The organism is Paenibacillus sp. WC2504 (assembly GCF_052682475.1).
This window is the reverse complement of the sequence record NZ_JBQZFH010000001.1, coordinates 7,922,064-7,934,329: the sequence shown is the minus strand read 5'-3', so window position 1 is coordinate 7,934,329 and position 12,266 is coordinate 7,922,064. Positions and strand designations below refer to the sequence as shown.

The 12,266-nt window shown below is 48.9% G+C and carries 12 protein-coding genes and 1 riboswitch; of the genes, 5 read left to right on the top strand and 7 right to left on the bottom strand.

The annotated features are described in order from the left end of the window. Positions 1-23 precede the first annotated feature (23 nt). Positions 24-755, bottom strand: coding sequence for a DUF3105 domain-containing protein (locus tag ACUN27_RS36270; RefSeq protein ID WP_315955051.1), 732 nt, complete (start codon positions 753-755; stop codon positions 24-26). Between the two features lie 196 nt (positions 756-951). On the opposite strand from ACUN27_RS36270, the gene ACUN27_RS36265 reads away from it, so the two are divergent. From ACUN27_RS36265 to ACUN27_RS36250, 4 genes are all read left to right on the top strand, one after another. Beyond that, positions 952-2,397 carry a methyl-accepting chemotaxis protein gene (locus ACUN27_RS36265; RefSeq protein ID WP_315955050.1) on the top strand — a complete coding sequence of 482 codons (1,446 nt, stop codon included), beginning with the start codon at positions 952-954 and terminating at the stop codon, positions 2,395-2,397. A gap of 53 nt (positions 2,398-2,450) precedes the next feature. Continuing rightward, a riboswitch (TPP riboswitch) is annotated at positions 2,451-2,560 on the top strand. A 104-nt stretch (positions 2,561-2,664) separates the two neighbouring features. Then, on the top strand, positions 2,665-3,261 hold the full coding sequence (locus tag ACUN27_RS36260) for an ECF transporter S component (protein ID WP_315955049.1): 597 nt from the start codon (positions 2,665-2,667) through the stop codon (positions 3,259-3,261). Positions 3,262-3,266: 5 nt separating this feature from the next. After that, entirely contained in the window at positions 3,267-4,754 is a 1,488-nt protein-coding gene (locus ACUN27_RS36255) for an ABC transporter ATP-binding protein (RefSeq protein ID WP_445560544.1), read from the top strand. Next, the gene (locus ACUN27_RS36250) at positions 4,745-5,542 is read left to right on the top strand and encodes an energy-coupling factor transporter transmembrane component T family protein (protein WP_326062318.1); all 798 of its coding nucleotides are present in this window, start codon (positions 4,745-4,747) and stop codon (positions 5,540-5,542) included. The genes ACUN27_RS36255 and ACUN27_RS36250 overlap by 10 nt, the downstream gene beginning before the upstream one ends. A gap of 10 nt (positions 5,543-5,552) precedes the next feature. Here the strand turns inward: ACUN27_RS36250 and ACUN27_RS36245 are convergent, their stop codons facing one another. Continuing rightward, on the bottom strand, positions 5,553-6,029 hold the full coding sequence (locus tag ACUN27_RS36245) for a hypothetical protein (protein WP_326062317.1): 477 nt from the start codon (positions 6,027-6,029) through the stop codon (positions 5,553-5,555). Between the two features lie 152 nt (positions 6,030-6,181). Then, positions 6,182-7,792 carry an S-layer homology domain-containing protein gene (locus ACUN27_RS36240; RefSeq protein WP_326062316.1) on the bottom strand — a complete coding sequence of 537 codons (1,611 nt, stop codon included), beginning with the start codon at positions 7,790-7,792 and terminating at the stop codon, positions 6,182-6,184. A gap of 424 nt (positions 7,793-8,216) precedes the next feature. Here ACUN27_RS36240 and ACUN27_RS36235 point away from each other — a divergent pair, with 424 nt between their 5' ends. Beyond that, complete coding sequence (locus tag ACUN27_RS36235) at positions 8,217-8,795, top strand: nitroreductase family protein (RefSeq protein ID WP_326062315.1); 579 nt, start codon at positions 8,217-8,219, stop codon at positions 8,793-8,795. 66 nt (positions 8,796-8,861) lie between these two features. On the opposite strand, the gene ACUN27_RS36230 is transcribed toward ACUN27_RS36235, so the two are convergent. The 4 genes from ACUN27_RS36230 to ACUN27_RS36215 form a co-directional block, all read right to left on the bottom strand. After that, on the bottom strand, positions 8,862-9,776 hold the full coding sequence (locus ACUN27_RS36230) for a pseudouridine-5'-phosphate glycosidase (RefSeq protein WP_315955121.1): 915 nt from the start codon (positions 9,774-9,776) through the stop codon (positions 8,862-8,864). Then, complete coding sequence (locus ACUN27_RS36225) at positions 9,773-10,894, bottom strand: carbohydrate kinase (RefSeq protein ID WP_445560543.1); 1,122 nt, start codon at positions 10,892-10,894, stop codon at positions 9,773-9,775. The genes ACUN27_RS36230 and ACUN27_RS36225 overlap by 4 nt, the downstream gene beginning before the upstream one ends. A 146-nt stretch (positions 10,895-11,040) precedes the next feature. Beyond that, positions 11,041-11,430, bottom strand: a complete 390-nt coding sequence (locus ACUN27_RS36220) for a hypothetical protein (protein WP_315955042.1) — start codon at positions 11,428-11,430, stop codon at positions 11,041-11,043. A gap of 102 nt (positions 11,431-11,532) precedes the next feature. Continuing rightward, positions 11,533-12,150: a PH domain-containing protein gene (locus ACUN27_RS36215; RefSeq protein WP_315955041.1), complete on the bottom strand. Its 618-nt coding sequence runs from the start codon at positions 12,148-12,150 to the stop codon at positions 11,533-11,535. Between the last annotated feature and the right edge of the window lie 116 nt (positions 12,151-12,266).

The following is a 12,266-nucleotide window of genomic DNA, read 5'->3' as shown; positions in this document are numbered from 1 at the left end:
CTGGAGTTCGTCTACTTGGATGGTTACATCGTTCCGCCGCCACGGCGCACTTCAGGCGGGATCTTCTCAGGACCTTTATCGATATACTGGTAAATGAAAGTTCCCACGCTGGCTTCGTCAAACTTAGGAAGCTGCATCGTTTTCGTCCAGGCCGTTACGACAACCTCTTTATCGCTGGGCACATCCGGGTTAGGCACAGCCAGCACACCGGCGCCTGCTTGTTTGAAGTGGCTCAAATATTCGAGGCGATCCTTGAGTTCTTGAGGTGCATCGGGATGATAATAGATGATGATGTCACCGTGCTCCAAGTTATGCACAAGCATAGCATATGTCGGTTTTTCCTTGTAAAAACCGAACTTTAAGTCATGGGGGCTATGCGTGCCTGAAGTCGGGATTTTCATCTCGTAGGTCAGCATACCCTCATCATGATTGCGCCCGTAATCCTTATCCGTCGTGACCTCGATAGGCGCATTGTAATTAAGCTTTTCGACGCTATATTTGTTGGATGAAGACTGGATCAGAGAAGTTCCCAAAGAACAAACGGCCAAAATCATAAGAGTATGAGAGAGAAGCATCCAAGTCTTGCGTTTTTTGTGCAGGGCCTGCTTCTCGGCCTTTTTCAGCTTGCTCGTGTTCGCTTTGTTCGTCTTCGCGGCAAGCACGTAACCAAGGATGGCCAAAATGAAAAGAGCAGCCCCTATATAAATTAGAATTGCAGTAATATCCGGTCCGTTCTGTATGGTGCTAGTGTCCATTCGATATGAGCTCCTTTACGTTATAATCCGTCATACACTACATATTGTAGTTTCGATAGAGACAAGAAGTCAAATTCTTTGTAAAGATCCCGTTTTCGGTATACAAAAAGGAGGATTTTCCCTTTCAATTGTTGAATGATGTAAGTAAATGTCTATTTTTGTAGAAAAATTTATAGAAAAAAGGGGGGAAGACCAAATGACAGCGCAGATGCTGGAACTACATAAAAGAAACGGATTAATGGTGAAGCTGTTATGGGCTTGTTTGGTGTTAGGAATGGGGGCTTCCTATAGATCCATGGGAGTCGTTATGACGCTGCTGACTTTTGGAGCGCCTATTGCGCTAATTTGTACACTGCTGATCTGGAGGAAAATCGGGGTCACTTACACCAAGTATATCATTGCCATAGGCCTTAATGTGATTTCATATTTCTTCATGACGCATAATATCGCTTTGTCCAGCATGCTTATCTTGTATTTAAGTTTAGCGCTGGTCTCCTTGTATATGGATTATAAACCGTTACTGCTTAATGGCGTTATCGGGATCTTAAATTTGAACTATTTCTGTTCCACGTTGTCAGGTCCAATTGACTATATTGCTATCAATGTTTTTTATGTGCTAATCATCATTACGCTAATAGGTCAAGGCCAGATAGGAAGCCGATTATTAAGCCGTGTAGCACAGAGCGCTCGGGAGTCCGAGGTGTCACGCATGAAGACGGAAGAGGTTCTGACAGGCGTCCGTACGACAACAGAGGCGCTGGGAACTTCCAGTAATACGCTTCATGAAAATGCATCCGTGACAGGCAGAATCACAGAAGAAGTTGTTGCGGCTTTCCAAGAAATTTCCATCGGTATTGAATCTCAAGCAACTTCCATTACAGACATTACAACGGCTATCCAAGAAGTGAATGAGACGGTGGAGATGACCTCTTCCGCATCGAACACGATGAGCAGCAGATCCAGGGATACAGCCCGCATGACGAATGAAGGTAAGAACCAAATGGAGGATTTGACGCATAAAATCAAGGACATCACCGTGATCGTAACGGAAACGTCCAACATCATGAATGAAGTGAACGAAGAAAATGTGAAAATCGGAAATATCGTGACAACGATTGCCGATATCGCGAATCAAACGAATCTGCTGTCGCTCAATGCGTCCATCGAGGCTGCACGAGCCGGGGAACATGGCAAAGGGTTTGCGGTAGTTGCCGGTGAGATTCGGAAGCTTGCGATGAACGCTCACGTAGCTTCAACGGATATTTCAGAGATTCTAGGCTCCATTCAGCAGAAGGTGGAAACCGCTGTTGAGAAAGTAGCTGTCGGCAAGCTAGCGGTAGAATCGGGCAGAAAATCAGCGGAAAGTGTTGATCAGCTATTCGAGGTTATTAACACGAATACAGCTGAAGTCATGGAGCAAGCCGAGAATTTGCAGCGCATGAACCAGCAATTGCAACTATCTTCCCAGAAGGTGGCCGAGGAGATGACATCCGTGGCAGCCATTACGGAAGAGTCCGCCGCATCCGTGCAGCAAGTGCTTGCTAGCGCGGAAGTGCAGCAGAAACGGGTGGAAGATATTGTTGACAGCATCCGCCAGTTATATGGATTGACATTGGATTTAAAACTTTTGATGGAAAAATAATTTCTCCTAAGGCATTGCTAAATATCGGTTAATCCGCTACAGTTAAGCCAAATGAATAGCAACACGGGTGCTTGATGAAGTCAGGCTGAGATAGTGGCCCTATGCCACTGACCGTTAATCTGATCTGGGTAATGCCAGCGTAGAGAATTGGAGTGCCTCTTTTTGCACTAATTTTATGCCTGCCGCATCCCGGTAGGCTTTTTTTGTCGTGTTCGCCTATCTCATTTTAACAAAAAAGGTATCCAGGAAAAGGAGTGGGAAGAAGAAATGGCACAAAAAGAAACAAGAGCAAAAGGGTTAAAATTGACCGATATTTTGGTTACCATCGTGATCGCGGCAGTATTTGGGGTGATTTATCGCATATGGGGACCCATGTATGATCTTCTAAAACCGATCGGTCTGCATGCAGAGCAGTTAAGCTACGGCATGTGGTTCATGGCGGCTACATTTGCTTTCCTCGTTATTCGTAAACCAGGCGTCGCCTTATTGGCTGAAGTTGCAGCCGCGACAATTGAAGCCCTTTTTGGAGGATCATGGGGAGTATCGACGCTTGCGTATGGCATTCTTCAAGGGCTTGGCGCAGAGCTGGTCTTCGCGTTTTTCTTGTATCGCCGGGCGAATGTGGGTGTAACAGTCCTAGCATCCTTCGCATCCGCAGCGCTTTCCTTGCTTGTAGATAAATATTATGGCTATATCGATCAGCTAACGTTCTGGAATTATTGCTTATTTATTGGGCTTCGTCTCGCAGGCTCCGCCATTATAGCTGGGGTGTTCGCCTATTACTTGGCTAAAGCATTAGCTCGCACGGGCGTGCTGAACTTGGTTAGACCCGTCTCAAAGAACGATTACGATGTACTGGGGTAATGCGGATGAGCGAGGGCATGGGGGTTACCAATCTGCGGTTAAAATATCCCGGTGACGAGGTTCCCCTGTTATTTCAAGGGGTTTCCTTTTCAGTAATGCCGGGGGAAAAGGTGCTGCTGCTCGGGCCAAGCGGCTGCGGGAAATCGACACTGCTCCAAGTGCTGAGCGGGATCGTTCCCGATATTATCGAGATTCCGCTGAAAGCGGATAAACTTGTCACACCAAGCCGCTGGGGGTACGTGTTTCAAGATCCAGACGCTCAGTTCTGCATGCCGTATGTGGATGAGGAAATTGCTTTCGTTTTGGAAAATAGGCAGGTTCCCCGTGAGGAAATGCCGGAACGGATCGCGCATTATCTGAGCTTAGTGGGGTTGCACCTGGAAGACGCTCATACCTTAATTGGTCAACTGTCACAGGGGATGAAGCAGCGATTGGCGATTGCAAGCGTCCTAGCGCTGGAGCCGGAAGTGCTTTTTCTAGATGAGCCTACAGCGTTATTGGATGATGAAGGCACGGGGCTTGTTTGGGAAACGATCCGGTCCATTAGCGCTGACAAAACCTTGGTCATTGTGGAGCATAAAATCAGCGGCATTCTCGATCTCATCGACCGTTTGATTGTTCTCTCTCCGGATGGGGAGATTTTGGCTGATGGCTCGCCACAAATCGTATTTGAAAGGTACAAAAGGCAGCTTGCCGACTACGGGATTTGGTATCCGGGCGTTTGGAGCGAACTTAACATGGAACGCTTAAGCAGGAGCAAGTTGCCCGCGGAAGTCGAAGCTGATGCTGAGAATCGGCAGCCGGTCATGTCCTTTCGCGATTTTACCGGGCTTCGCGGCGGAAAGATCAAGACCTCTGTGGATAACTTGAGCGTCTATCCAGGTGACTGGATCGCGATCATCGGTGCTAACGGCGCCGGCAAAAGCTCGCTCCTGCTCGCCATCATGCGGCTCATCCCGACCAAGGGCAGCTGCTGGATCGATGGCGTGAAGGGCAGCAGAATCGAGCAGCTTGCGGAGCAAGTCGGCTTCGTGTTCCAAAACCCCGAATTCCAATTCTTGACAAATTCGGTAGAAGAAGAACTGCTCTACTCCCTGCCGGAGGCGGAGGGAGGGAAGGATGCACAGCAGGCTGCTCTGGAGGAGCTGCTGCGGCAGTACGATTTGCTCGCGCTGCGCAAGCGGCATCCGTTCCAGCTCTCGATGGGCCAGAAGCGCCGCTTAAGCGTAGCTTCTGCGATGGTTCGCAGCCCGCGTATCCTGCTGCTGGATGAGCCCACCTTCGGGCTCGACGCACGCGGTACGATGCGCATGCTGGAGCAGCTGGAACGGCTGCGCGCAGGCGGGACCGTCATCGTGATGGTGACGCACGATGAGGAGATCGTCAAACGCTGCGCCACACGCGTTTGGCAGGTTAAAGCGGGCTGTGTGACGGAACAGTCTGCGACTTCCGCAGCACAAGCCGAGGAAGGGGCGCCGATGGTATGCAAATAACGTTCACGTATCGTGAAACCTGGCTGCATCGGGTTAATCCGGGAGTGAAGCTTGTCCTGTCATTGCTTCTGTTTGTTCTTGTTGTATTCACGCATAATCTGAATACGATGATGTATTTAACGGCGGGCGCCTTGGTGCCGCTGTTCGTTTATTCAGGCCAGCCGCTGCGGCGTCTGCTGCTGTATGCTTCGCCGTTCCTGCTCATTTTTATCTCCTCCGCGGCGGGGATGATGATGTTCGGCAGCGGGGATACAGAGTGGTTTCGCCTCGGATTCATCCGAATCACGGAAGAAAGCTTTTACCGCGGTCTGCATCTGGGCTTCCGCGGCTTACAGGTTGCCGCTGTCGGCTTGCTGTTCAGCTTGACGACACGTCCTGTTGCCCTGTTCTATGCGCTGATGCAGCAGTGGAAGGTGGCGCCGAAGTACGCTTACAGCTTCCTTGCCGCTCTTCGCATGCTGCCGCTTATGATTGAGGAATTCCAGACGCTGCGTTACGCGCTCAAGGTGCGGGGCAGGAAGCAGAGACGCAGTTGGCTGACAGGTTGGTACACCTTGATGCGCATGTATGCCATACCGCTTCTTGCGCAGAGCATCCGTCGCGCTCACCGGACAGCTGTGGCCATGGAAGCGAAGCGTTTTTCTACACAAACCAAACGAACTTATTATTATCAATCCAGCTATTCTAAGTTAGATTTTTATTATCTGATGTACTGGCTGCTTCTTGTTATCTTCGCGTTTTGGGCGGGGACGGCGTGGCCGATTTGGAATGCTTTCGATGTACGATAAAGGAAGTCGGCTATTGCCCCCATTTGAGTGCTAATGTTACCTCACAGCAGGGGATGTCAGGGGTTTGCGGATCAATCGTAAACTTCACGGAGCTTGGGGAATAACTAGTGACAACAGCAGATTTCACGCCGAAGGAGTGGACAATACGATCCACTTCTTTTTGATTGCCCTGTTGGGCATGTGTCATAAGCTCGTGAGCGATGGCGGGTTCAGATAGCTTTTGAATGAGAAGCGAAGCGTCCTTAAGCAGATGATGAGAAGATGCAATCGAGTTGGATAGTATTTTAGAATCAACCGTTGGATAATCACGAGGAATGATCGTATTTGTATGGAAATAGGGAAAATGCTGCTCCCAACCTGTCCAAACTTCCAACTGATCTTGGTGTTCATACTGGCCATTTCGTCGAATATAGGACGAAGCGGACACAGTCGGGGAATGACGATATAAAGGCTGTTGAGGAATGAAATAAGCAGGGTAGTTGTACATGGGACGGACCCCTTTTCTTAAGAAGTTGAGCTTGCGCATGCATTAGCAATATATGTGAGATGGGCATGTTGGTGCATGTGAGGCACAGAACGCAAAAAAAGACCGCCACAAAGTAGTTACACTACTTCGGGCAGCCCATTTTGAAAGTGTGATTAGTTGCGTTTTAGTGTTACATAGCTTACTGCTTGTTGGCCGGATGGAGCTACAATGGATAATTCAAAAGAAACGACGTTTCCTTCAACGTGAACCATGCCATTGTCGCCAACCGTTACAGTACCTACTGGGTTGACTCCGTCACCTTTTATAGCTCTGGCAACAATAAGTGTGCCAAGTCCAAAGTTGTAATCGGCAATCTCATTGTTTTCGTATTTGATACCAAAATTATCTATTAGAGTAAGATCCATTTCTGTATATGGATTAATGTCAGCTGTGTAGACGCCGTTACTAACCGTCATCGTTTTCTTGATGGAAGTTTCATCGGCTTTAATTTGTTTCACACTAATCGAATCATTCGTAACCGTTACGGGTACGTGCAATTGTTTGGAATCGTTATTACCGATTTTGACAACCACAGTGACATCCGCTGTACCGGCTTTGTTGCCGAGTACGTAGGCGTGATGGTCAGCAGTTAGACCTACTTTAGCAATACCAGTGTTCGATGAGAATACGGATTGAACAATCCCTGGAACGGCAACAATGTCGCCGCTAGCGTTTTTCACTTGAATTTTGATTTCTTTAGCAAATTTACTTTGTGTTGGATCTTCGGCAATCGCCTTTGTGATCGAGCCAGTTGCTGAATCTGTTAGACCGCTATCGATTACAGCTGCCAATGTGTAGTTATCTTCGATAGTAACATTACCATTGTCAATAGGGGCTACGCTGAAGCTTCCAGTAGCTGTTTTAATCGTAGATGCGTCAAGGCCGCCAAGTGTTACTGTATAATCTCCTGTAGCAAGGGCAGCGTCAACAGCAAGCGTTGCTGTAAGGCCGTCTGTCGACCAAGTCGTAGTTGCAGGAACAGTAGTCGTGCCGTTTTTAAGTGTGAATGTTGCTTTGGCTGTGTCTACTTTAGTATTCAGTGTAACTTGAACCTGTTTATTGTCGGATGAAGCTTGAACTTTTGTAATCGAAATAAGGGCTTTGTTGTCATTGTCGAAAGCTTGCTGTGCTACGTAAGAGCTAGTAACTAGGTCAGCGCGGTTAGCAGCTTGATCACCGGATTTTCCAGTTGGGTGAATGCCAAGTTCTGTTGCTTGTTTCACAGCATCCGCATACCAAGGTGTGCCTGTTACGGAAACAGTTTTCCCTAGTCCTTTAAGCAGCAAAGTGTCGAGCTGACCCGCAGTGACAGAATCGCCAGGAACGAAGGTTGTGTCGGTAACACCGTCGATCAATCCAGCTTTTTTCGCAGCTTCGATGTAAGGAATTGCCCAACCATTAGCGGAATCGTCCGCATGGACATCAGTAAAGCTGGACACCTTAACAGTAAGATCGACAGGAATGTCGTAAATCAGCGTTGCTACTTTTGCAAATTGTGCACGAGTCATGTTTTGCGTAATACCGAACGTGTCTGAGGATACACCTTCGAATATATCGGATGCCAACATAGCATCGATTTTGGCTTTTAATGAAGCATCAATACCGGCCAAATCTGTGAAGTCAGCGCTTGTTTTGCCAGCTGCAGAAGCAGGGTGTGTTAGGACAGTGGATGTGAACAAAGAGAAAGCCATAGCAGCTGTCGCAATCATCGTTAATTTTTTCATGTAGATGTAGTACCTCCTAGGTATAAATATATGATTCTAGCAAGCAATCTTGTTCGTTCTGTTGCTATAACTATAGCTTGCCTGATAGCCATTGTCATTGTCAAATTCTTGGCAGTCGAAGAACGAGAGTGCTAAAAGTGAACGAAAGTCGGCTGTTTTTTCACTTTCCTCTAACATAGACGTCAATATGGCTAAAAAAGTTTCTGTAGTTCTACTAAGCTTCCCAAAGAAATTCTCATAAGATACCCAAGCCTGATGGAGTTGGAGATTTCTCCGATCCGTCAGGTTTTCTTATTGTCATATTGTCCTATACCATTATTTTTGAGTGACCTGTATGTTTGCTGTTGCAGGATCGTACATATAACAATAGACTTAGAGTAGGTACATTAATGAAGTGCATTTCTAAGAGTGGAGTGGGAGAAACATGGAATTGAAAGAAGCAATCCGCAATCGCCGAAGTATCGGGAAAGTCAAACAGGATCCTGTTGACAAAGCGCTGATTGAAGAGATATTGGAAGCAGGCACTTGGGCGCCAAACCATTGCCATACTGAACCGTGGCGGTTTTGGGTCATGACGGGCGAAGGCCGTGGACTGCTTGGAAAAGGGTATGCGGAGGTCGCGGCGTCTGAAGCCGACCCAGCATTGACGGAGGAAGAGCTGGCTGTGCTCAAAGGCGCTCAGATGAAGAAAGCTTTCCGCGCACCTGTGGTCATCGCCGTGGCGGTTACGCCTTCGGCACAAGCCGTTGTGCCGGAGATCGAAGAGTACGCGGCTGCACATGCCGCCGTACAAAATATGCTCCTGACCGCGCACTCGCTCGGTCTGGGTGCGATCTGGCGGACGGGAGCGCCGACCTATCATGCGAAAATGCGCGAAGCCTTCGGCCTCGGCGCGAAAGAGGAGCTTGTCGGTTTCGTCTACCTCGGCTACCCGGACATGGCTCCGCCGTCGAAAGCAGCGCGTACACCGTTCGAGCAAAAAACGCTTTGGGTCAGCGAGTAGTCTTCGCTGACAAATAAAAAACCCTCCATGTCCACGATGATCGATCGTGAGCATGGAGGGTTTTGTTTATTTGCTCTTGAGTGCAACCGCAACCTTCGCGGCGGTTTCTGCATTGTGGTACACGAGCGCGATGTTCGTCTCCAAGCTGCGGCCTTCGGTCAGCTGCTTGATACGCGCTAGCAGGAAAGGCGTGACCTTCTTGCCGGTCACGTTCTGATCTTTAGCTTCAGCAAGCGCCTGCTGGATGAAGCTTTCGATCTCAACATGGTCCATTGCGGATTCCGCAGGGACCGGGTTGGCGATGATGGCGCCGCCAGCAAGGCCGAGCTCCCACTTCGTGCGGAGCATGGCCGCAACGTCGACTGCCTCATCGAGGCGGAAGTCTACGCCGTAGCCGCTTTCGCGGGCGTAGAAGGACGGGAACTCGCTCGTTTTGTAGCCAACCACGGGAACGCCGTGCGTTTCCAGATATTCGAGCGTACGGCCAATATCGAGAATGGACTTCACGCCTGCGCAGACAACAGCAACGTTGGTCTGAGCCAGTTCAGTCAAATCGGCGGAGACGTCCATCGTCACTTCGCCTTCGCGGTGAACGCCGCCAATGCCGCCGGTAGCGAACACTTCGATGCCTGCAAGTGCAGCGCCGATCATTGTGGCTGCGACGGTTGTCGCGCCGATTTGGCCCGACGAGAGGATGTAAGGGAAGTCGCGGCGGCTGACTTTTTCCACATGAGGGTTCGTCGCGAAAGCTTCGAGCTCCTGCTCGTTCAAGCCGATCTTGATTTTACCGTCCATGATGCCAATCGTAGCCGGAACGGCACCGTTATCGCGGATGATTTGTTCGACCTTTTTGGCCATTTCTATATTTTGCGGGTAAGGCATCCCGTGAGAAATAATCGTAGTTTCTAAGGCCACAACAGGTTTATTGTTCGCCAAAGCGTCTTTCACTTCATCAGTAAACGTTAGGTAAGTTGTATTCATAATAGGGATTCGTCTCCTTTGGTCAAGTGATGTAGGGTTTGTTGCAGTCGTTCTTCCGTCAGCTCGCTCGCGACAGATTGGTCGGTTTGAAGCGTAATATGTGAAGCAGCGAGTCCATACATACACGATTCCATATAGGTGGATTGCCGCATGACCCCGTAAGCAATACCGGCGACAAAAGCATCGCCTGCACCTGTGACCTCCACAACCTTGGTGGGAATGGGAGGGAAATGCCGCTCGCCTTCCTCGCCGGCATACATGACGCCTTGACTGCCGAGCGTAATGAAGACGTGGCGGACGCCGCGAGCGAGGATCGCTCCTGCAATCGTGCTGAAATCGCTGTTGTTGCTGCTGTTGCCGGGCGCGATACCTGCCAATTGGCAAGCTTCTTCCCAATTCGGGAAAATCGCCGTTACACCGTGCAGCTCTTGAGGGAGCTTTTTGGCCTTTTCCGAAGACACGGGATCGATAAATAGCGGCAGGTTTTCTTCTTTGCATCGATCAATCAGCTCGGCTAGAGTCTCGGCGGGCAAATTCGTATCCGCAATGACGAGCTTGGCAGAAGCCACATGCGGCCATTTGTCCCGCAGGAGAGCAGGTGTACATTTATCGTAGATGTCCATATTGGCAAAAGCGAGGAACATCTCGCCTGTCGCGTCGAGCAGCGCTGTGTACGTCCCGGTGTTCTCACCCTGGAGTACGATGGCTTGACTGACATCAACACCGCGCTTCCGCGTTTCTTCTAGCACCCATTGGCCGGCCTTATCATCGCCAACAACCGTGAGCAGCGCCGTCTCGCAGGTGAGTCCCGCAAGCGTCTCAGCGATATTGCGAGCAACACCGCCGCACGATTCCGTCACAGTGACTGGATTCGAAGAGGCCAAACGGATGGCTTGCTTGCTAGTCGCTTTGCTGTCTAGGTTCGCACCGCCGATACACATGACCGTATTCTCATCCGAGGTTACGTATGCGCGCCCGCGGATCGTCCCTTTCTTGGTCAGGGCCGCGATGTAGCCGGCGACAGCGGAGCGGGAAATGCCAATGATGCTGGCCATTTCATGCTGAGAGATGAATGGATTTTGACGAATGAGCGCTAAAATTTGCTGTTCACGATCCATGAAATGACTCCTTTCGATCGTTGACTACACCTCTAGTTTATATCAGTAACAGACAAATGTCCAACACTTAAACATTTGTCTGTAATGCGTTCGCAAATGAAAAAGAGCCTGTTTCCCGAAACCGGGAACAGCGCTCCTTGAATGGCTTATTCCGAATAAGAAGACTCCGAACGGCTTCGGATACCGAGCAGCCCCAGCAGTCCCAACAGGCCGATATAGCTCCATCCGCCCCATCTCTTATCTGCTTTGTCCTGCGTAGGAACCATTAATGCTTTCATCGAGGTTGGCGGTGTAAGTCCATATGCCGCGGCATGTTGATTCATATCCGTAGTCATATGCAGTCTTGCCTCTGCCCCAGGCATACCGAATGGATTGGTTTGATAAAAAGTGGGCGAACCTTGCTTGGCCGCCTCCCAGCTTTCAGCAGATGAGATCATTTGCTGATTATGAGGATGCTTGCGATAATGATGAGCCCCAAGCAGGACGGTGATGCACAGAAATGAAATCAAAGCTAGTTTCATAAATCGGGGAAACATGTTTCATACCTCCAAGCACTTCTTAAATAGTGGCCTGTTAATGCAGGTACGGTTAGCTTCCCCTATGCATGAAATTTTATGTATGAATAAATGAGGACAAGGTTATTGATTAATGAATTTCTCAAAAACGAAGCCGAAATCCTTCACTTTGTACTGCTTATGCGTGCTTACGAGCCAGTCGAAGGCGCCTTGATTCACCTGCTTGAATTCCTCAGAGAGTTTCTGCCCCTCGGTTTTCGTCGTACGGTTTAATGTGGCGGAAGCCAGCTCGATACTTTGCTTCGCGTAGTCAAGGAAGTGCTCGTTCTCCTGCGTAATTTCCGAAATTTTAAACAGAGCTTTATACAGGTCTTTCAGTTCTTCAACATGCTTTTTGTGAACATCAATCGAGAAATGGACAGAACCCAGCACGAATTTGATCTCCACATCGAGATCGACCGTACCTGCTGTTTCGAAAGAAACTTGGGAAAGGGCATACTTGCTGTAAGGGTAGCGGTTCAGCACCCGTTTCTTGCTTATGGCACTCGTGCCGTCAAGATGAATTAAAGCTTGGTTCGTGAAGCAGTATTCATCCGATTTGGATTTAATCAAAAAGAAAATTTTCTCATTATCCTCATGCATAACGTAATCATCGGCATCGACCTTATCGTAATTTTCAGGCTTGATCACGGAACCTACATCACTTAACCCCAGAATATCAGCTGCTACTTTACCAAACATAACATCAATCCTCTCATGAACAAATAAATACCTATTAAGTATAGTACAAAATATGGAAAGCAGGCGAGTGTTATGACGCAAAAAAAGGCTACCCAGAAGTAGAAGCATCTACTTGA